The organism is Photobacterium frigidiphilum (assembly GCF_003025615.1).
In the GTDB taxonomy this organism is placed as follows: Bacteria; Pseudomonadota; Gammaproteobacteria; order Enterobacterales; family Vibrionaceae; genus Photobacterium; species Photobacterium frigidiphilum.
Genome location: NZ_PYMJ01000010.1, coordinates 74635 through 95600, shown reverse-complemented (window position 1 = coordinate 95600; position 20966 = coordinate 74635). Strand labels below are relative to the sequence as shown.

The window sequence follows — 20966 nt, the reverse complement described above, 5'->3', positions numbered from 1 at the left end:
TGAATTAAATCAAAATGATAGTGTTGAACAAGATGACTATCATTTTGATAAATTTCAAATGAAAGGTGAAATAGGTAATGACAATACATTTATTTGTGCAGATCTACGATTGCTGCGTTTTGATTAACGATTGATACGCATCTGGCGTATCAATATCTAAATATATTTCATCACACTTCAGACCGAGATACTTCACAGTATGCGCCATAATTAAGGGTTTCATTTTGCTGGTAATCGGTGCGTTTTTTATTATATCAATCATGTTTTTGGGTAATAAAACAGGGTGTCCCGGTTTGTTTAACGTGCCAGGGAAAACGGTACATCTCCCTTTAAGTGCCCATACTTGCTGATAAATGTCTGCGGGAACACATGGCATATCACCATGACAAATAAAGAAATGTTCACTTTCCACGTGTTCAACGCCTACTTGAATGGAACTGAACATGCCTTGTTGATAATGAGGGTTTATCACGACCAGTACATTATCGTGACGACAACAATGTTTCACTAACTCTTCATGGCGATGACCCGCGACAACGATCACACGCGAACAAAAATGGAGCGCGTTTTCGATACTCTCATCAAGGATTGTATGCTGGCGGTAAGGTAGCATTAATTTCCAGTCACCCATTCGTGACGATAATCCAGCGGCAGGCATTACACAATCAAGATGCTTCTGTTTCATTATCATTCTGTGCTCGCAATTTAAATTCTATAGCCACTTAAGTGAAGTAAAGGCGTTGTTATGATCCCAAATAGTCTTATTACTCAGCCTTCGACCCCTTTTGTTATCGCCTTAGTGGGCGGCGGCGGTAAAACATCAACAGCATTTTGGTTAGCGCAAGAATATAAAAAGCGTGGGCATTGTGTATTCGTTAGTACAACCACCAAAATGTATTTACCAGAGAGGCATCAGGCTGACTATTTTATTAGCAGTACCGATTTGATTAATAAAGATAGTGTTTTAAGTACTGATAAATCAAACAATCAAATTGATAGTCAGCCTATTAACAGCTCTTCACCTTTTGATCTCGAATCGCCTCAAAATGTGATGGAAACACCTTTACTAGTATCACGACTTCAATCGAAAAAATCAGAGCCTTCTATCACTTTTTGCTATCAAAAAATAATAAATGAGACATCAGCAACAGGTAAAAAAAAGGTAGCAGGGATCACGCCAGAATGGGTCGATAAGCTAAAAAATGATTCGCCTTTCACAGTTTTTATTATTGAAGCTGATGGTGCTAAGTGTTTGCCAATAAAGGCACCTTCTGGGCATGAGCCTTGCATTCCTCTTAGTTCAGATATGGTAATTGGCGTTACTGGTGCAGAGGTTATTCATACTCAGGCAAGCCCCGAGAGAATTCATAGATGGAACGTATTCTCTGCACTGACTCAATGCTCGGAAGGTGATGATATGGATCACCGAGTATTCAGTCATTTGATTGCAGATCCACAAGGAATGTTTAAGCAAACGCCCAAACATGCCATTAAGATTTGGTTAATAAATAAAGTAGACCTTGCGTGTTCTTATTCCACTGTAAAACAGTTGGCAAAAAGGGTCATAACAGACAACCAGAAACTTGATGAAATTTGGCTTGCTGCGATGTGCGATCACGCGCCAATAAGAGAGATTGTAACGAGGTAGTCGTATGGACCTCTTACAGATAATTAGAGGTTATAGTTCATGAACATTTTTTCGCAGGCCGCTCAGTTAGAACAACAGAATATTCCATTTGCCCTTACAAACATTATTGATACCAAAGGCTCTGCTCCTCGCCATTCAGGGCAGATGATTGTTAAAGCGGATGGGTCAATCATAGGCACTGTTGGTGGCGGTATGATTGAACGTTATGTTATAGAGCAAGCCATAGAAGCGCTACAAGAACGCAAGCCGCGTGTTGTTAAAGGCAGAATGACCCGTTCAGGTCCCGAAGCAATGGGAATGGATTGCGGTGGTGCAATGACAGTCTTCATTGATGTATTCGGATTACGCCCTGCGTTGTTATTAATAGGTGCAGGGCATGTAAACCGTGCTGTTGCTCATGCTGCCCATGTTTTGGGTTTTGATATTACCGTTGCCGATGCGTATGAAGAAAGCCTGTCAGAAGAACATTTCCCCGAAGGTACAAAGCGTGTTTTGGGTAAAACGATGGATGATGCCATCGACCAACTTACGATTGATAAAAACAGCTTTGTAGTGATAGCCACGAATCATCAAGACCAAGATGCGATCACGAAAGTGGTGGGGTGTGACACCCAATATATTGGTTTAATGGCCAGCCGTCGCAAAGTACAAACCTTATTTACCCACCTACGTAAAAGCAGTGTGAGCGAAGCCCATATTCAAGCGATTCATTCCCCCATTGGATTTAATATCGGTGCAGAAACACCAGATGAAATTGCCATTAGCATTATGGCTGAAGTGTTAAAAGTTCAACACCAGTCAGCGGGTGGATTAATGAAAGATGATACCCGCGTGAATCGTAATAAATTAGTGTTAATCCGTGGTGCGGGAGATATTGCTACAGGCGTTGCTGTGCGTTTACACAATTCTGGTTTCAAAGTAGTGATGACGGATATTGCCCAGCCAACGGTCATTCGTTGTACCGTTTCTTTTGCTCAATGTTTATATGGCGATCCGGTAGAGGTTGAAGGCATTACAGCCCAGAAAGCACGAAGTTGTGAAGAGGTTTTTACAGTCCTAGAGCAGGGGAATATCCCTGTAATGGTGGATCAAGAATGCTGTTCACTTAATAACCTTAAACCTACTTTTGTCGTTGATGCGATTTTGGCGAAACGTAATCTTGGTACGACTAAAGATATGGCACCCGTCACGGTAGCGTTAGGTCCCGGTTTTAATGCGGGTGTTGACTGCGATGCAGTGATCGAAACTAACCGTGGGCATTACTTGGGTCGTGTGATTTATCACGGTGAAACACAAGCCAATACGGGTATACCGGGCAATATTGCGGGTTATACCCATCAACGGGTTCTTCGTGCACCTTGCAACGGCATTATGTACAACCATGTATCACTTGGTGACATTGTTGAAGAAGGTGATGTTATCGCACATGTTGCAGATAGCCCTGTAGTGTCCCCATTAAGTGGCATGGTAAGAGGGCTATTAAACGAAGGGCTCACCGTAACCGAAGGATTCAAAATTGGTGATATCGATCCTCGTGGTATAGAGGCAGATTTCACGACGGTTTCAGATAAAGCACGTGCCATTGGTGGCAGCGTACTGGAAGCCATGTTGCACCTAGAGCAGACGACATTGAGTTAGCGCAAGGTGAGTAAGGGTACCCACCTTAGCAAAAATTTTTGAAGGAGAGGGCGACGTTATGAAAATCAAAGGATATGTTCATCGCTTCATTACTTGTTTTGTATTTTTTACGGTAGCAGCCATTGCGATAAAAGGCTTTTTTATGCCTGAACATACAGGCGTACTGCTCATTGATACAGGGCTAATACCAGCAATGTATGTTGAACCCATAACGTTCGCTTTTCCTTTTGCGTTAACTGTCTGTGCGTTACTTGCGTATTTTGACATCGCGAGTCTTAAACCCACCATTTTTTGTTTTACGTTATATACATTTTTAGCCGGTTTTGCGATTCAACAAGGGCTAAATTTAGACTGTAACTGCTACGTGACGGGTTCATTAGAATCGTTGGTTTATCGTGAGTTAGAACCGCAGTTTTTCATTCTTTTAATTGTCACTATTGTTGCCTGTGCTTTGCATGTTTTCAATGCACAGAATTCGGTACAGAACCCACCTTATATGGTGTGATTCAAATTATTACAATAACTTAGAAGGTCTCGTTATGCATATACATAAACACTCGTCTGTACCTTGCCGCCGTGGCTTTTGGTTAAATGTCTTCATTCTTGGCTCGGCGATGTTGTTGTTATTGTATTAGTGAGAATATTTATCCGAACAACTAAATTCGATAATGTGTTATGGCGGTCTTTCTCGTTTCTAAACTGATATTGAGTGAGTGCTAGCTTTAAATGGCTAATTCAATATCTAGTACTTCTTCGTTAATTTGTGACGCACCCCAAAAAAAACTCCCGCTTACTTGTTAAATTAAGGTTATTATTATAACAATAAATAATAACAACTAAGTTGCAGTGCGTTGTGGTGCTTAATTGAGGTGTGAATGAGCAAGTTCTTGATAATAGAAGACAATAAAGTGATGGCAGAGGTGCTAGCTCAAATCATTCGAAAATGCATTACTCCTAAGGAGATCATGAAATGTTCAACTATTGAGTCTGCGCATAAGGTACTCTTGAATTCAAAAGAAAACATAACAGGCATTTTTTTAGATTTAAACATAGAAAAGCGTCTTGATGGATTAGAACTTTTAGCCTTCATTCGCAATAATTACCCCACAATACCGATTTCTATCATTACGTCTGAAAGTGATACTGAAACAGTAAAGCGTACTCTTTTATGCAAACCTCAAGATTATTTAATAAAGCCATTATCCGTTGCTAAAGTTAAACGAAGCATATTGAAATTTGAAGAAAACAAAAAATACAAACTGAATATGACTTCATAGCCAATTAAAGGGAATTGTATGTTTAACGCAAAAGAAATAATCAATGAGTTAATTGTCGATACTATTTTGCCAATAAAACCTGATTTAATTGGCAATGATATAATTAAAGGTTTAATAGAAATTGATCCTATTTCGTTACAATACGTTCCGCCTGAATGGCAATGTAATGAGCTTTGCATGTTAGCCGTAGGACAAAATGGAATCTCTTTACAATTCATAGCAATGACACTAAGGAGTGAAGATGTTTGCAGAATAGCCGTTGGAAATAATGGATTATCTTTGCAGTATGTGCCAGAAGAGGTCAAGAATTTTCATCTTTGTGAGTTAGCTCTTGATAATAATCCAGATGCAATTCAATTTGTATCTGATAAATACATTACAGAGTTACTTTTACTAACATTAGTGAAGAGGAAAGGAAGAGTATTAGCATATATTCACAAATCTTATAAAACGTCAGAACTATGCAGGGTAGCTGTTAAGAATGACTTATGGGCTATATCTTCTGTACCTGTAGAATTGAGGTGCTATGAAATTTGTTTTGATGCAGTCAGTCGCTATGGTTTAGCTATACAGTTTGTACCTAGTGATGTAATTGATATCTATATGGCGATTGCAGCTGTAGAACAAGACCAACGTGCGATAGAATACATTTCGGATGAATTCAAAACATTAAGCCTCTGCGTAACAGCAGTACAACGAGATGGTGATCTACTTGAGTTTATACCCTCTGAGAGCAAATCATTTGAATTATGTATTATTGCACTTAAAAACAAGCCCGCTGCAATTAAATTTGTGCCAGATATGGTACGACAAAAAATCTGCCATAAATATGAAATAAATGAAAACGATTCACCTGAGCTAATTGAGATTGCACTCATTATTCAGAAGGATGAGTAATTCTATTCCCTAGTTTATTTTGTTAACAGAACTCTTTCGTGCCTTTCTTTCGACAATCGTCGCGATTTTCCTTCTTATTTATCGTATTTTAAAAGTTTGGCGCAGTAGTTGCTCTATTGAATGCATTCCGAGGTAAATCGCGCAGACCAAAAACGTTTGATTTTCTTGATTTTACCCACAATTGGGATTTAACTAGAAATCGTAAAGGCATTATTCTGAAGCGAAAGACCATCAAAAAGCGCCTCCTGAGTAAATTAAAATGGATCAGGGTAGAGTTGCGTAAACGACTTCATTTCGCTCAAGTTTAGCCCACTATTATTTGTTAGTAAGTTAGAGGCGTTATGTTTTCTAGCGAACTAAGAAGTATGTATCTTCTATAATTAAATTGTTCAAAAAACAATACATCCTTAGGGGCAAGTGGTCCGATTGTTTCGTGGATGAATAATCAATTATGAGGGTAAGGGCGATGAATTTAGCTGATATCGTACAGAGAGGTTGGGAAGCAGTAGGTGCTGGAGATTTTGATACGTTAGTGGCTGACTACGCAGAGGAAATGGTTTTCATCATGCCGGGGCAAACAGATATTTTAGAAGGACGAGCTGCGTTCCGCTCTGCTTTGGATTGTCTTGGCGAGCTCCTTCCTCCTGGTTTTGAAATAACAGAGTTGCGACAAATTGAAGGTAAAAATGAAGTCATCTCGATTGTTGGTTGGAAGTCTGAGAAAGTATCTGGCTCTCAGTTTTCAGTGTTATTTAAGTTTGTTGACGGGAAAATTCACGAGGAAAGGTGGTTTGTTGATACTGAACAGTGGAATGCTGCTTTTTGATACCACAAGATAAACATAACCAAAAGATCAAGTTGACGCATTTTACTCCACAGTTTTGGTGGGGTTTAGTGCGTTATATGCCATCGTTGATTCGTCCTATGAGTAGCTTGGAGGACGACTACCTTTCATCAATAAATCTAACCTTCTTTGAGCTTGTTTCGGTTTGACTAAGTCTATTGCTTCAATCATTTCACATTCATCTCTAATCATTTCTGGTATGAGACTAGGGTAATGACGGCAGTCTTCAGGTCTATCTAAGTAGATGCTGCATGTATATTTATTTGGGGCAAGAGAGTTTATTTTGGGTGCAAGTTCAAGAAAGGGGCATTTTTTAAGTATTGTTCCAGATTCAGGATCGAACCATATCTCACCATTTTTAACGAATTTGAAGATTTCTGGGTTAAATATTTCCCATAGAGCAATTTCATCTTTTGTCGCCGAAAGATCACCACCTCCGTATTTGATGCAACATTTACCGCATTGATTACAATCTTTCATAATTCGCCAATTAGCAAGGTTTGCAAAGCCGTATTGTACCATCAATGGTATTTTTAATTATCTGTGTATGTGATGACACCATAAGACTTGTAGGTGACTTACGTGTCTACTTATTGAATTGAAAAAGGGTTTTGTAGGGATTGGCAAGTGTTAAGCGCATGAATACGCATCCGTATGCAACTTTGTAGTCATATTGTATATTTTAATGTGGCAGAGCTAATGGAATAAAGTCCAATTTTGGATAGTTATTTAATAAAGGAACTGTTAATGAAATTAAAATCTATGATTATGAATGCAGGGATAATGCTGTTATCTATTTCTCTGACTAATAATTTATACGCGAGTTCAGATGAGCAAAATACTGAAGAGTTTTTCTCGCTTGTTGAGATAAAAAATGCGCCTAAAAAAACAATGGAGCCTCTTCAGTATATACAAGCAACGGATGATGTTTCTTTAGCATATCGCTCTTATCTTCCACAACAGGCACAAGCAATTCTAATTTTTTATCATGGAGCGGGTGCTCATAGTGGGCTTACCTATAATCACATCGGCGCTGGTTTACGTGATGGTTTTAATATAGCCGTATATATGCCAGATATTCGAGGACATGGCAGCTCTGCGGGGGATCGAGGGGATACTCCAGATGTTGAACAAGTGTGGTCAGACACTAATACAATGGTTGAAATTGCCCGTGATAAATATCCTAATCTTCCTATCTTTGTCGGGGGACACTCGGCTGGTGCAGGCCTAGCACTTAATTATTCTAGTTGGGATCAAAGAGCTGACGTTGATGGGTATGTATTCCTCTCGCCATATTTTGGTTTTCGTTCAGAAACTAACTACGAGGAGGGTGAAAATAAAGGCTTTGAGTTTTCTACAGTAAAAACGTCAGATTTTGTCATAAATACTATAAGTGGTGGTTTATTTTTAGGTCATTCAAAGGCGGTGAAATTCAATTTTCCAGACGCAGTGTTAAGGGATAACCCTGAAATTGTGCCATTTAACACCGTTAATATGTCAAACGCTGTTACGCCTCATTCGCCTGATACTCAATTATCTGATGTACAACAGTTTGGGTTGTGGATAGGAAAGCAAGATGAGGCGTTTGACCCATTAAAAGTAACCATGTTTGCACAAAAATACAGTGATAAAAAAGCAAATAAGGAAATTGAAATAGTTGATAAAGAAAATCATTTTTCAATAATTCTGAATGCTTCCGATCTTATTGGTCCATGGATAGAAAACGCGATTAAGTAGTTGTGAACTGCGCATAACAGGTAAGGATATGTATCGATACAATAGGCCGACTTCTTGCTGGGTAAGAATATCGGTTAAAAGGGCGTCGGGTGTTTTATCAAAGTGGTGGATAATGCGACGCACCGCACGTGAATAGGCATCAATGGTTGCAGGGCATTTACCTTGCAGTTTTAAGTTAGTAAGCTGTTGTTAATAAAAGGAATCGACGTTATGTGATGTTGAAAATTTACTATATGAGGAGATTTTAATGGCTAGTTCAGTATTGATTCAACAATCAGACAATAAATTGCGTGTAAATTCGGATACATACGATCTAAGTAAAGTTGTTGGTGTGCAAGTGAATGTACTCTGTTGGAAAGACCATTTACTTAAGATGGTATTACTTGGAGTAGTAGCTTCAAGCTTATTGTTTATATTTATCCCGTCTGAAAATCAGGAATACGGATTGGCATTTTCTTCATACCTCCCAGTTGTGGGTTTTATTTTCGGAGCAATTTTAGGCCTTGTCACAAGTAGTAAGTATGAGTTTCGATTGGAATTTAACCATTTAGATGACACAGGTATTCAATGGTTCACAGCAGCAAAAAGTAGAAAACCCAGTGATTATGCACTGTTCAAGGAACAAGAAATTGCGCTTAAACGAAAGATCACATAACTGTTGTTCCTGTTTGGTGGGGTGGCATGCCAGCGAAGTTAAAAGGGTTAATTGATCGAACTTTTTTGCCAGGCTTCGCATTTAAGTATAAAGGAAAAGGGACAATTCCTGAGAAGTTACTTCAAGGTAGAACTGCGGATATTATATTAACAATGGACACTCCACCATTTTATTATCGTTGGTTTCAAGGTAATCCAGTATATAAACAGTTTAAACGTACAATTCTTGAGTTTTGTGGCTTTAAGCAGATATCGACAACTTATATAGGCCCAGTGATGAACTCAACACAAGTACAAAGAGATAAGTGGGGAAGGCTTGTATCAAATCTTGCTGCAAAGGTTTAGTCGTAATATACATATCCGAAGTGTTGAACAAGCCCGAGTTATCTTATATAACGCTATTTTACCCCGTTCGAAATACACCAGACATCGTATTCAATGGTGACAACAAGGACAAGAGTAATCCGCTTTCGGCTGACGGGTTTATCCTCTAAGAATCCTAGTTGCTGATTTGGAAATGTCGTGAAGCATATAAAGCCAAGGAGAGGTGGATGCATTTAGAAAAATTCACAACGATGGATTATGTGTTGTTGGTTAATTGGATACCAACGGAAGAGTTCAACTATCTCTGGGGTGGGCCTATATACGAGTACCCATTAACCGAGCAGCAAATTATAACTCATGTTACAAGACCAGAAATTACGCCATTCATTTTGAGGCATGGGGATAAAAATATCGGTTATATTGAGTTACTCCAAGAATCTCAAACAACTTACCGATTATGCCGAGTTTTGATTGGTGATAAAGTTCAACGAGGAAAAGGTTCTGGAAAAGTACTTGTTGAATTAGCGATTGATTATGCAAAAACAGTTCTAGATGCAAAAAAGGTAAATTTAGCTGTGTTTGGACATAACAAAAGAGCAATTAATTGTTACCAATCACTTGGCTTTAAAGTGACAAATGAAGAGACAGATTTACGCATATTTAATGATCAAAACTGGACATTACTGTATATGACAAAGGCTTTATAACAGACGGTAGAACATGTTATGTGACCTTACATTTGGCGTTGTTAGTTTGACGTGTGTCTGTGTAGAAATAAGCGAGTAATTAGGCTGCATATTGAAAATAAAGATGCTTTCAATGTGAAAGCATCTGAAGGTTATTTTTGCTCTTCTTCAATGATTTGCTTTTTCAGTTCCTTTACAAAACGAGATAAACGGACTGATTCAGCCGCAGTACTGAAATATTCATTATCAGTAAATGCCCAATTTTCGTCATTCCAATAGACATTTCTGCATGTTGGGTTTAATGGGTCAAAAATCACTTCGCAATCTCCAAAGGGATTACTGGCTGATCGAACTCGCGTAATTAAGCAATCATGAGGGTTTACCCATATCCAACATCCTGCATAAACTGTAGGGCGAACCATCATCGTTATCCTCCTTAAGTTAAATGATTAATGTCATTTTTATCAAAAAGAGGGGAAAGGGCGTGTGACAGATGTCTGCATTTTACAATTCATTAGCATCTGTGTGTGTTTATACATACTTGGTTTTTTCCGGCGGCTTTCGCTTTATACAGTTGTTTATCGGCACGTGCGTAGCAGTTTTTATCGCCATATTGGCAGGGTATAACCCCAATACTTGCGCTGATTGTAATGGCTTCATTATGTTCTGTTTCGAATAGCGGTTGTAAAGCAAGCGCAGACAGAATGGCATCGGCGATGGCTTTCGCTTCAGCTTGGTGAATAACGTTTGACCAAATCGCAAATTCTTCACCACCGATACGCCCAATCATATCCTGTTCACTGAGGCATGATGTGCACACATGTGAGAAATACTTGAGGGCATCATCACCCACTACATGGCCATATTGGTCATTAAACTGTTTAAAGTTATCGATATCGAGAATAAACAACCAGCCACGGTGTAATGGTGATTCTGCGGGTCCTGTTGGCTGATGTAACTGGCGTTCGAATTCATCCCAAAAGTAACGGCGGTTTGCCACGTTGGTGAGAGGATCATAATACGCTAATTGTTGGAGCTTTTGATTGGCTTCGGTAAGTGAGCGTGTGCGCGCTTGAACGCGTTCTTCTAACTTCTGGTTTTGTTTTTCGAGCAAGGCATTTAAACGTGCGGTTTCATCTTGATGTGTATTGAGTTGGTTGATGTAAGATTTTAAGTGCTCAATCATTTTATTAAACGAGCGTGCTAGTTGACCGAGCTCATCTTGGCGTTCAAGGTGGATTTGTTGGCTCCATTTCCCTTGGCTAATGGCTTCAGCGCTGTGTGTGAGCCGTATGATGGGTGTGAGGATATATTTAGTACCGTATGAGCCATAATATATTGCAATGCCAACCAATAGCACTGTAATGATGATGGCAAAATGCATGGTTTCGATGAACTCAGATGTGAAATCGGAAACGGGCGTTAGAAACAATACTAAAATGTCCCGACTCTCACTGAGAGGATAATAGGAAGTAAAACAGACCCATTGTTCACCTTCATAGCGGAACTGATATGCTGAGTTGTTCTTGTAATATTCTGCGGGCGAGATGGTAGGCCAGATGGTTTGTAAAAGAGGTGTTTTACCAGATGCCACATTGAGCAGTTGCCCATCTATTGGGGCGTGCTTGTTATTCGTACTGGCAATGATTTCGCCATTTTTGTTCATTAACAACACTGTGCTGTTAGGGCTCAATTTGCTCTTTTGTAATTGCTTGGTGACACTGTCGAGCGTTAAATCTAACCCCCATACGCCTAATACGTTGCCGTCTGTGTCTTTTAAAACTTTAGAAAGGCTGATACCTAAGATATTCTCGATGGCCCCAGAGTAGATATTACTCCATACAGGTTGATCTTGTTCCAGTGCCCTTTGATACCATTCGCGTTCGCGAGGGTCAAAAAAGGATTTTTGATCTAAAATATGTTCGCCGTTACCATTGAAGTCAACGTTATAACTGCTAATTGGCCCTGCATTGGGTTGATCGGACTCAAAGCGAATATATTGCGTATCTTGAATCTTCCCCAATGAAAGCAAAGCACCTTGGTTATTGGCAAAATAATAATAATCAATATCATGGTGGTGATTCAGAATGTTGGCTATGTGTGCCAATAAGTTGTCACGATCATTAATGGTTTCAATCAAGTTTATGTCTAACCGAGACTGATGTTTATAGACGGTATTGGCTTCGGTGAAAAAATCGTCTAACTGACTTTTAATCACCTCGCTAGAATGGTGATAGAGTTTTTCTATGGTTTTGATCAGTACTTGCTCAGAGCTTGTATACCAAATCAAGCCAATCGGTACAGCTGTAATAAAGACAAACAGAGATAACGTAAACTGAATTCGCCAGCCAAGGTTTTTGGTGAAGAATGTCAGCATAAGTAGTCGGCCTGAATAATCATTATCATAAATGCGCTTTTTTACTTCCTAGGTAAGTGGGGAGAGGATATATTTTTGATGTGAACAATTCAAACATGAACTGTCAAAAAAGTAACGATACTTCCTTTTTATTGACGGTATATTTATCAGGTAATTAATTATAGCCGAGTAAATAGTACTTCAGAGAAACCGCGGCATAAGCACGCGGATTATATCGGTTTCAATCTACATGTTGGGCTTTGTTTTGCTGGCATTGAGTTTTGATGCGTTTCATTTCAGCTAAAAAATTGAGGCATTGTGGGCACATTTTAGGCTGCTTATCGGGATGCATAATCTTGGCGTACTTAAGCGCACTTTCATAACTTGAGTGATAACCAATCATAAGTTGCTCGCTAATATAGTAACCACAGTCAGTACGTTCATTATGTAATAGACTTACGCCAGTCAGGGCATTCTCTTCATCATCCATCCAATAGAACATGATTTCTTACTCGTGTGATTAGGCTAGAGAGTATGGTAAGTCATTGACGTAAATTAAAAAGAGAACATATTTGTTTTGTTTTTTCCTCTTTTAATTCCTCTGATGTAGAGGTGTTTGTCTTGTATGCATTTCTTGAAATAAGGATTCTTCCTACGTAGGTAAGATTTTTATCTCAGTCGCAACGCTAAGTATTGCCTTTAACACTTTTAATCAATGTTAACCCTTCTAATGAAAGCCTTCAAAGAGGCAACTTCTATTGGCTACGCTAGAGGTACGCTTTGTGAAAGGCTTGAATTCTTTTCAAGTAGCTAAACAAAGTTGTCATTTTCACTCTTTTTTTGTGGGTGTAACCTGCAAGTTGTATTAAGGGCTTAATCTATGAAATTCATTGGTATAACCAACCGATTGCTCATGATCGGTGCGGTATGTATGTTGTCGTTTTTTTATTCAGGTGCTTCAGTTGCGTTTGTTGAGCCGCCCAATACACTGCAATTTACCTTGGAAGGTTGCCGAAATGACGGCTCTCCATTGATAACGCCTGGTGGTACATTACCGAATACGGATGGCAATTTTACCTGCCAAGATGTGAATAGCTTAGGGGGGAATGACACACCCTATACGTCAGGGAACTTAGGGAAAGGATGGCATGAGCTGGATTTGGTTCCACACCGCTTAATAACGAAAAATAATCAAAATGGTACAAATGCACAGTATAACGTGCTCATTGCTGCCGATAATGCACTTAATAGTGTAGAAGGGTATGACCAAATTTTTGATGTGCAAATTATCACATCCCCCAGTGACTCGTTAAATGTATTCTCCGACCCTTCATGTAGCTTAATCGTTGGTCCGCAATTGATTGATCAGACTGGTACAGTAACTGGTGGTATTGATGATGTTATTTATCGCGAACTGACGATCTCTCAAAATGCTAATACAACGTGTGTTATTGAGTGGGCTAGCCGTTTGGCTATCGGTGCCAGCCAATTTAGTGGTTCATCACTGCAAGCGTATATGTTTGAATCAGAAGATTTTACAAAAGGAAAGCGAACAGTACCCATTCCAGTCAAAGATATCGTTGCAGCATCGCTGCGTAAAGACATGACCGCGACACAAGGTGGTGGTGATATTTGGAATGTTACCAAGCAAGCTTCCCCGACAGCAGTAAACCTTGGTGATACTTGTGACACCTCTGTGACCAATGAGCAAGATGTTGAAATTAGGGTTGAATGGAGCGTTATTCCAAGCACGGCAGGGGAAGTATTGGTGGTCACCAATATCTACGCCACAAACCCAGCAGCACGTGAAATAACGATCAATGTAACAGATACCATTAGCGGTAATATTGGGGCTGGTATAGTGCCTTTAGATATTGCAAGTTCTGGTGATATTACATTACAACCCAACCAAGAGGAGAATGTACTTACACATACATTTTCTGCTGATGCAGGAGTGACTGATCTAAGTGATACCGTGGTTGCTACATATTCAGACCCTGCATCTTCAGGTTTAGCGCCTTTACCTATTACAGGTCAAACAAGTGCCAGCTTTGACTTAGACACTGATGGTGCTGGTATTCAACCAGGCTCTCAAGACAATACTACAGCCGTGATTACCGACACTGAAACAATTACAGGGAATGGACTCAGTTATGCTGCATTGGGTATGGCAGCAGGTAGTGCTAATGGTGATTTTACCCTCGATGGTGTGGCTTATACATTAGCGACTCTTTTAGACCAGAATGATGAGAATTTATTATGGACATCAGATCTCCAGTCTGCTGCGAACTCAGTCGTCTTTAATAAGCGTGTCTCTGTACCAGCTGCGACAGCAACATCCGGTGTTTTATCTGACTGGGCATTGTTAACTGCATCTGACGGTGCAACAGCATCCAGCGGGTCTAGTCAGAGTCCTGTGAATATTTCAATTGTTAGTACCGCACTTATTGATTTGACGGTATCAGTCGAGATTCCTGTTTTAGGTCCATCAGAAACGTTGGCATGTGAGGTTGAAGTTAAAAATAGCAGCAATGTGGTCGTTGATACTTTAACGTATATGTTTGATGACATTAACAATGTGCTTTCTATTGATGCCAGCGATCTTATTCCTGACGTATATATGCTGAGTGTTAGTACCTGCGGAACATTGATTGTTGATGGACCTGCGATTCAAACCGCTGACCTTACGTTGCCTGCACAGCCTACGATTGATGATTGTTCGGATACAGCAAGTTTTGTTTTAATTGAACCAGAGGTTGATGCGCCGGTATTAGTATCGGTAAACAAAGTTACCCTGCCCGCAGGGCTTGAAAATGATTGGCTAATGACATTAGCAGGTAGCCCACTTATAGGCTCTGTTGAACTAACTACCGCTGATAGTAACGCATCTGCTTTTGAACTATTCCAAGATAACGCTGGTCCTCTGAAGTTGGCTCCAGGTGAGTATACAATAGCTGAAACTCTCAAGCCCGGTTGGGAGCAAATATCCAGTACTGGTTGTGAGTTTACAGTGACGGAAAATGATACTGGAACAACTCAGGCATGTTCGTTCACTAATCGACAGCTTGGTACCATTATTATTCATAAAGTGACTGAGCCTAGTGGAGGCGAAGGTTTTGGTTTTACACATAATATTGGTGATGCGGGAACAGCATTTACCTTAAATGACGCCAATAACCAAACTTTCATGAATGTACCTGCTGGTAGTTATACCGTAACAGAAGACAATCCGGCTCCTACTTACTCATTATCTAATCTTGTTTGTACCGAGGGTAGTCAAAACTCGTCAGTGGATGTGAACAATCGTAGAGTGAATATAGAGTTAGACTCAGGTGAAACCGTAGAATGTACATTTACCAATAGCGAAAAAGGCATGGTGGAAGTACTTAAGTTAACTAAAGGATATGAAACCAATGATGTTTGGGACTTTACACTAACGGGGCCGGGGGTGAATGTGTCGGCGTCTACGCCTCCTACGCGTTTAGATTTCGGTGGCGTAAAATTGGACTCTGGCGTCGAATATACTTTATGTGAAGTGAATATTCCGTTTGGTTGGCGTCCAATTTGGCGAGTTGATACCGATGGTGATGGTAGCGCAGAGACATCAATTGCTTACACTAAAGATACTAGTTCTGTGATTGAACCTGAGTTGGGTTATAGCGAAGTGTTCAATCCAAATGCTGATACCTCTGTAGATTATAAAAGCACCAGTACCTATTGTGTAAACTTCATGGTTGATAATGGGCAAGCGCTAGTGTTCGAGCTGAATAATGTGAAGTACTACAAGGTGGCTAGTTATCCGCCGCAGGAAGAGGTCTGCTATGTGATGAAGCAAGGTTACGAGGTAACGGAAGCACACGTTGCAAATAATGCGTACAGTTTGGGGTATATGCGTATTGATAGCTGTGAGTTACTTTCTACACTTTTTAATAGCCATTATTACAATAATCGACGCTTACCTGCTCATTATTTGGCTGGTAAACTATTGAAAGCGAAAGTGTATCAATCATTAGGTTACGCGATGTGTGATAAATCCTCTCGTCTTATGCAAGACGGTCAAAACTTGTTACTGCATGTAGGGTACGATGGATCTTATGGCTATATGCCTCGAAAATATGCGAGGACTGCAAAGAAGTTGGCGTTAGCACTGAATAAATATAGTAGAGGCAGAATGTGTCGCTAGTGGGTAGGTACACATAAAACGTATTAATTTCACATTATCATACAAATAAATAGAAGGAGGCTAATATGCCTCCTTTTCTTTTGGGATCTACGATAAGAATCGTAGCGATAGTGAGCTATACCAACTTAAATAAGTATTAGTCTGTTTATTGTTGAATCTTTATAGGTTATTGATATAGAAAATGATACTTTAATTACTCTATGATTTGTCTGTCTAAGTTGATGAAAAATGAGTGAAAGATACTTAAAAGGTGCCGAAAAACTGAATGAATTAGAGCCTAATGGCGCTAATAATTTAATAGATACTTTTAGTGAGGTCTGCCCTGATCTTGCGAAGTATACAATTGAGTATCCTTTTGGCGATATATTGCAGCGAGATGGGCTGGATTACCGTACGCGTGAGCTTGTAACAATTGCTGCTTTAACCACACTTGGAAACTGCCAGCCACAGCTGAATGGGCATATTAATGGTGCTTTGAATATAGGTTGTACTCAAAAGGAAATTACTGAGGTTATCCTTCAAATGTCTGTGTATGCGGGTTTTCCTGCTGCAATAAATGGAATGACTGTTGCGAAGGAAGTGTTTGAATCTCGTGACGAAATACCTGTATAAAAAATTGAACAAACACTATTTCTCAGTAGTTCGGGTTTGAATGAGCTTTGTTATTATGGTGTTTAGAGTAGTTGAATGGAGTCATGTATGTCATCAATCCCCCAGAATAAAGATGAGTTAATCAATGCAATCACCTTTGTATCGGGAAGGTTGTTAGATGATTACCGTTCAATTCCTGATGAATTGTCGAGAACAATTGCGATAGAAGGGAATGTTAAAGGTACGGCTATTAGTGTTTGCGATACGCTTGCATATTTGATTGGCTGGGGGAAGCTTGTCTTGAAGTGGTATTCACTACAATCACAGGGGCAAAGCGTCGATTTCCCAGAGACTGGCTACAAATGGAACCAGCTAGGATTATTGGCACAGAGTTTCCAAAAAGATTATCAAAATTGGGATTACCCGAGCTTACAAAGTGAATTCACAACGACAACACAAGATATTTTACTGCTAGTGGTTAGTCTTGATAACCATGCTCTTTATGGTGTGAGTTGGTATGAAAAGTGGACGCTTGGACGTATGATTCAGTTTAATACATCATCACCAATGAAAAATGTTCGAACCAAGGTTAGACGATTCAAAAAAACAAATGGAATCAGGTGAGTATATTTGTATACCAAGGATCATATTGATGCTTTTACATGGAAATTAGAGAGTATTATGATTTTTAGGCATTTGATAGCACTTTAGGAAAATGAGCTATGGATTATTTATTGGTTGTTAGTCATGTCGTTCTTATCTGGATATTAGCGGTTGTGACACCGGGGGCTAATGTGCTGCTTACCATTAATACTGCACTCCATTATGATCGTAAACTTGCAACGTTTTCAGCCTTTGGGGTCAGTTCAGCGATATTGTTATGGGCGCTCTTTGGAGGCTCAGGACTTATCATTCTATTTTCTCTTTTCCCTCAATTATTTTGGGTAATGAAGTTCTTTGGTGGAAGCTATTTACTTTACCTAGGCATACGTCAGATTTACCGTGCACGATTAGATAAAAAGAGGGTAAATGCAACAGATGCACATCAGGTAGTATTTCCCTCAAAACGAAAGGTCTTTTTATCTGCATTTATCACCAGTATTTTAAACCCAAAAACGGGTTTCTTTGTCGTTAGTTTATTCAGTGTTTCAATGCCTCAAGAAATTACTGTGGGGTTGATGTTTACTATTATGCTAATAATGTCATCAATTACATTATGTTGGCACCTTACGCTTGCTGTGATTTTTTCGCACAACTCAGCGAAAGGAGTATATAGCCGAATATCAAGTATTGTTGATTATATTACTGGTGGTTTATTTGCCATGTTTGGCATAAGAGTCATGATGCTTTAGAAAGCAAACCACATTAAAACGGCCTTCGCAGGCTTATACATAAACCTGTGATGTTGTTTTCGCTGCAACTGAAAATGAGATGCATGAAGCGAGTGTGATAATACCGACATAAGTTATTGATCGCGTTTTCATGTTATCGCGTTGCTTTAAGTGACGGCGTCACTTATTTGGTGCTGTAACTATGTATTGAGTTTACCTACTAATTGCTTTTTAATTAAACAACTACATGTGTTTAATCAAAAGGATGTCTAAAAAAGTATACATACATTCACTTTTTGCATACTGACCAGTGTGCATATTGACAGATTAATATATTATTTATAGCAGTGAATATAATGAGCTACAGGATTGTCTAATAAAATGCGTATTGGAGTATTACTTGGAGGGGAGTCTAGCGAAAGAGCAGTCTCCTTAAAGTCAGGTGAGTGTGTAGTAAAAGCGATTGAATCGTTGGGTCATGAAGCTATTTCAATTGACCCTAAGCACATTGATGTCACCCTGATGGGATTTTTCAAACTAGATAAAGTGTTCATTGCGTTACATGGCGGAATAGGGGAAAGCGGGCATATTCAGGCATTGTTAGATTTGCTTAAAATTCCTTATACCGGCAGTGGTACATTAGCCTCTGCAATGTCTTTAAATAAGCTCAATAGTAAAGAAATTTGGCAAAGTAATAGTTTAAAGAGTGCTGATTGGGTAACCCTTCATAAGCATGCACCGATGGAAGACATTAAAGCACAGTTGTCGAGTGTTGTTTGCCCTGTAGTGGTTAAACCTATATCTCAAGGATGCAGCATTGGTGTGTCAAAGGTAGACAATAATGCTGACCTCTTAGAGGCGGTGATCACTGCCTTTGAATATGATGATGATATTTTGATTGAATCGTTTATTGCTGGTCGTGAATATACGTGTGCAGTGCTTAATGGTAAAACATTACCCATTGTTCAAATTCGGTCTGAGCAGTTTTTTGATTATGATGCGAAATTTGGCAGTCAGAGTGCGACTTATCATTGCCCTAGTGATCTAACGAGCGAACAAGAACGCGATATGCAAGCATTAGCGTTAAACGCATATAATGCCCTTGGATGTCGTGGCTGGGGTCGGGTAGATACTATTTTGGATGAATCTGGCGACGTTTTCTTGATTGAAATGAACACGATTCCAGGAATGACAACACGAAGTGTATTTCCAATGGCAGCAAAAGAAGCTGGGCTAAGCTTTGAGCAGGTTATTTCATCGTTGCTCGATTCTGCAAAATATGACGATATTTGTTAAGTCATGCCTCGCATTGCGTGTTGACTAAATGCTGATTGCTATAAAACAAAAAGGGTATCGTAAGATACCCTTTTAAGATCACTAATTAATTAGCGAATTATGCGATTTCAACGTTTGCAGCTTGAGGACCTTTCTGGCCTTGCTCAACGTCAAAAGATACTTTCTGACCTTCAGCAAGAGATTTGAATCCGTCACCAGTGATTGCACGGAAGTGAACGAATACGTCAGCACCGCCGTTATCTTGAGTGATGAAGCCGAAACCTTTCTCGTCGTTAAACCACTTAACGATACCTGTTGTTTTAGACATTTTATGTCTCCTGAATTTGTATTGTGTTATTACGCATTATTGCGCACTTAAGCCAACATAATGTATTACTTATGGACAAAAGAAGTTTGAAGCTCTTCAGGACAACAACACTTATTACTAAGTAGCGGAACGAAGTTTTCTATTTCAATTTGCGGCATAAATATTTCTGCATTACAAGCCGAACTCCATTAAGCCATAGCCCAGGAAGAGGGGCAAGGGGTTACAAATGGTTTAAATGACTTATCATCAAAAATGTGACAAAAATAACATTTGCCCATTTAAAAAGCGTATTAATTTAAGAGGTTAGACCAGGAATGCAATGAAAATGATGGGCTGGGTCAAGGTTGTTAATTAACTTGGTGAAATAACGGAAAAAAGGGCTAAAAAGCCCTATTTTATAAACTGTTATATAAAAGGTATCTACAATTAGATAGCTTCTACATTTGCAGCTTGTAAACCTTTTGGTCCCTGCTCAGTTTCATAAGAAACTTTTTGACCTTCGGCTAGTGTTTTAAAGCCGTCGCCCGTAATGGCACGAAAATGAACGAATACGTCAGCACCGCCGTTATCCTGTGTGATGAAACCGAAACCTTTTTCTTCATTGAACCACTTAACGGTACCTGTTGCTTTAGACATGTTGTCTCCTGATTTTTCTACATCAACTGTTATAGGCAATAACCATTTAACGAGTAGTGCAAATTGAAACGGTGAATATCTTCAAGATAACTAATCTATAGTAGAAATGTTACACGAAGTTTTCATTGTTCAGATTGCGATATTACTGTCAAAAACGTATTAACCTATTAGAAGAGTAGGCACTTATATGCCAAATGCAAATAATCGTGTGAAGATTTTGCGGGTTAATTCACATATCGGTAGGCATGAATGTCTAAATTTTAGGGGTGCCTATGTTTGTCATAATCATTTGTTACAATAGTTCGATTATCTTGAACGAAATCAAGGAAGCCATTTTAGAATCAGTAGATTCTAGTGAGCACTAATTAAGTGCAATTCGAATATCTTTTCCGTAAAAAGCATAATGCTGGTGGTATTGCTTGAGGTTTTATACGAATTTCTGTTATAACGATTTCAGTGATAATGAACTGAGTGATTAAGTGATCTATTGGTGTGTTATAACCACCGAATAAGATCTTGCATTAAGTCAGTTCAGATAGATTTATATTTTTATTAAGGGAC

The 20966-nt window shown here is 39.3% G+C and carries 22 protein-coding genes and 1 pseudogene; 15 read left to right on the top strand and 8 right to left on the bottom strand.

Translation table 11 applies throughout. From position 1 onward, the window contains the following. Positions 1 to 103: 103 nt before the first annotated feature. A complete protein-coding gene (gene mocA / locus C9J12_RS12165) occupies positions 104 to 685 on the bottom strand; it encodes a molybdenum cofactor cytidylyltransferase (RefSeq protein WP_227876342.1) in 582 nt (193 codons plus the stop codon). Positions 686 to 745: 60 nt separating this feature from the next. Here mocA and yqeC point away from each other — a divergent pair, with 60 nt between their 5' ends. From yqeC to C9J12_RS12135, 6 genes are all read left to right on the top strand, one after another. Then, positions 746 to 1648 (top strand): selenium cofactor biosynthesis protein YqeC, encoded by a 903-nt coding sequence (gene yqeC, locus C9J12_RS12160; RefSeq protein WP_107242957.1) that lies wholly within the window; start codon positions 746 to 748, stop codon positions 1646 to 1648. A gap of 39 nt (positions 1649 to 1687) precedes the next feature. After that, positions 1688 to 3286 carry a selenium-dependent molybdenum cofactor biosynthesis protein YqeB gene (yqeB, locus tag C9J12_RS12155; RefSeq protein WP_107242956.1) on the top strand — a complete coding sequence of 533 codons (1599 nt, stop codon included), beginning with the start codon at positions 1688 to 1690 and terminating at the stop codon, positions 3284 to 3286. A 58-nt stretch (positions 3287 to 3344) separates the two neighbouring features. Continuing rightward, on the top strand, positions 3345 to 3791 hold the full coding sequence (locus C9J12_RS12150) for a MauE/DoxX family redox-associated membrane protein (protein WP_107242955.1): 447 nt from the start codon (positions 3345 to 3347) through the stop codon (positions 3789 to 3791). Between the two features lie 370 nt (positions 3792 to 4161). Further along, complete coding sequence (locus C9J12_RS12145) at positions 4162 to 4563, top strand: response regulator (protein ID WP_107242954.1); 402 nt, start codon at positions 4162 to 4164, stop codon at positions 4561 to 4563. Positions 4564 to 4581: 18 nt separating this feature from the next. After that, a complete protein-coding gene (locus tag C9J12_RS12140; protein ID WP_107242953.1) occupies positions 4582 to 5460 on the top strand; it encodes a DUF4116 domain-containing protein in 879 nt (292 codons plus the stop codon). A gap of 466 nt (positions 5461 to 5926) precedes the next feature. Then, the gene (locus tag C9J12_RS12135) at positions 5927 to 6286 is read left to right on the top strand and encodes a nuclear transport factor 2 family protein (RefSeq protein ID WP_107242952.1); all 360 of its coding nucleotides are present in this window, start codon (positions 5927 to 5929) and stop codon (positions 6284 to 6286) included. Between the two features lie 96 nt (positions 6287 to 6382). Here C9J12_RS12135 and C9J12_RS12130 read toward each other — a convergent pair whose 3' ends face one another. Next, positions 6383 to 6784, bottom strand: coding sequence for a YkgJ family cysteine cluster protein (locus C9J12_RS12130; protein ID WP_107243018.1), 402 nt, complete (start codon positions 6782 to 6784; stop codon positions 6383 to 6385). A 267-nt stretch (positions 6785 to 7051) separates the two neighbouring features. Here C9J12_RS12130 and C9J12_RS12125 point away from each other — a divergent pair, with 267 nt between their 5' ends. Next, positions 7052 to 8041, top strand: a complete 990-nt coding sequence (locus C9J12_RS12125; RefSeq protein ID WP_107242951.1) for an alpha/beta hydrolase — start codon at positions 7052 to 7054, stop codon at positions 8039 to 8041. 57 nt (positions 8042 to 8098) lie between these two features. Here the strand turns inward: C9J12_RS12125 and C9J12_RS31610 are convergent. After that, positions 8099 to 8230: pseudogene (locus C9J12_RS31610) on the bottom strand (integrase); the annotation flags it as partial. A 58-nt stretch (positions 8231 to 8288) separates the two neighbouring features. Here C9J12_RS31610 and C9J12_RS12115 point away from each other — a divergent pair. From C9J12_RS12115 to C9J12_RS12105, 3 genes are all read left to right on the top strand, one after another. Beyond that, positions 8289 to 8696, top strand: coding sequence for a hypothetical protein (locus C9J12_RS12115; protein ID WP_107242949.1), 408 nt, complete (start codon positions 8289 to 8291; stop codon positions 8694 to 8696). Between the two features lie 26 nt (positions 8697 to 8722). After that, positions 8723 to 9040 (top strand): NAD(P)H-dependent oxidoreductase, encoded by a 318-nt coding sequence (locus tag C9J12_RS12110; protein WP_265416146.1) that lies wholly within the window; start codon positions 8723 to 8725, stop codon positions 9038 to 9040. A 206-nt stretch (positions 9041 to 9246) separates the two neighbouring features. Next, positions 9247 to 9726 carry a GNAT family N-acetyltransferase gene (locus C9J12_RS12105; RefSeq protein WP_107242948.1) on the top strand — a complete coding sequence of 160 codons (480 nt, stop codon included), beginning with the start codon at positions 9247 to 9249 and terminating at the stop codon, positions 9724 to 9726. 131 nt (positions 9727 to 9857) lie between these two features. Here the strand turns inward: C9J12_RS12105 and C9J12_RS12100 are convergent, their stop codons facing one another. The 3 genes from C9J12_RS12100 to C9J12_RS12090 form a co-directional block, all read right to left on the bottom strand. Then, positions 9858 to 10130 (bottom strand): hypothetical protein, encoded by a 273-nt coding sequence (locus C9J12_RS12100; RefSeq protein ID WP_041394317.1) that lies wholly within the window; start codon positions 10128 to 10130, stop codon positions 9858 to 9860. An 89-nt stretch (positions 10131 to 10219) separates the two neighbouring features. Next, positions 10220 to 12082, bottom strand: a complete 1863-nt coding sequence (locus C9J12_RS12095) for a diguanylate cyclase domain-containing protein (protein WP_107242947.1) — start codon at positions 12080 to 12082, stop codon at positions 10220 to 10222. A 220-nt stretch (positions 12083 to 12302) separates the two neighbouring features. After that, on the bottom strand, positions 12303 to 12563 hold the full coding sequence (locus C9J12_RS12090; RefSeq protein WP_107242946.1) for a hypothetical protein: 261 nt from the start codon (positions 12561 to 12563) through the stop codon (positions 12303 to 12305). Between the two features lie 378 nt (positions 12564 to 12941). Here C9J12_RS12090 and C9J12_RS12085 point away from each other — a divergent pair, with 378 nt between their 5' ends. The 5 genes from C9J12_RS12085 to C9J12_RS12060 all read left to right on the top strand — a co-directional run bounded on the left by C9J12_RS12085 (position 12942) and on the right by C9J12_RS12060 (position 19462). Continuing rightward, positions 12942 to 16244 carry an MSCRAMM family protein gene (locus C9J12_RS12085; protein ID WP_227876341.1) on the top strand — a complete coding sequence of 1101 codons (3303 nt, stop codon included), beginning with the start codon at positions 12942 to 12944 and terminating at the stop codon, positions 16242 to 16244. A 228-nt stretch (positions 16245 to 16472) separates the two neighbouring features. Continuing rightward, the gene (locus C9J12_RS12080) at positions 16473 to 16856 is read left to right on the top strand and encodes a carboxymuconolactone decarboxylase family protein (protein ID WP_107242945.1); all 384 of its coding nucleotides are present in this window, start codon (positions 16473 to 16475) and stop codon (positions 16854 to 16856) included. An 87-nt stretch (positions 16857 to 16943) separates the two neighbouring features. Beyond that, the gene (locus tag C9J12_RS12075; protein WP_107242944.1) at positions 16944 to 17459 is read left to right on the top strand and encodes a ClbS/DfsB family four-helix bundle protein; all 516 of its coding nucleotides are present in this window, start codon (positions 16944 to 16946) and stop codon (positions 17457 to 17459) included. 98 nt (positions 17460 to 17557) lie between these two features. Then, positions 17558 to 18187: a LysE family translocator gene (locus tag C9J12_RS12070; protein ID WP_107242943.1), complete on the top strand. Its 630-nt coding sequence runs from the start codon at positions 17558 to 17560 to the stop codon at positions 18185 to 18187. Between the two features lie 348 nt (positions 18188 to 18535). Then, complete coding sequence (locus tag C9J12_RS12060) at positions 18536 to 19462, top strand: D-alanine--D-alanine ligase (protein WP_227876340.1); 927 nt, start codon at positions 18536 to 18538, stop codon at positions 19460 to 19462. A 97-nt stretch (positions 19463 to 19559) separates the two neighbouring features. Here C9J12_RS12060 and cspE (C9J12_RS12055) read toward each other — a convergent pair whose 3' ends face one another. Next, entirely contained in the window at positions 19560 to 19769 is a 210-nt protein-coding gene (cspE, locus tag C9J12_RS12055; protein ID WP_006231983.1) for a transcription antiterminator/RNA stability regulator CspE, read from the bottom strand. Between the two features lie 426 nt (positions 19770 to 20195). Continuing rightward, positions 20196 to 20405, bottom strand: coding sequence for a transcription antiterminator/RNA stability regulator CspE (gene cspE, locus C9J12_RS12050; RefSeq protein WP_006231982.1), 210 nt, complete (start codon positions 20403 to 20405; stop codon positions 20196 to 20198). Positions 20406 to 20966: the final 561 nt, after the last annotated feature.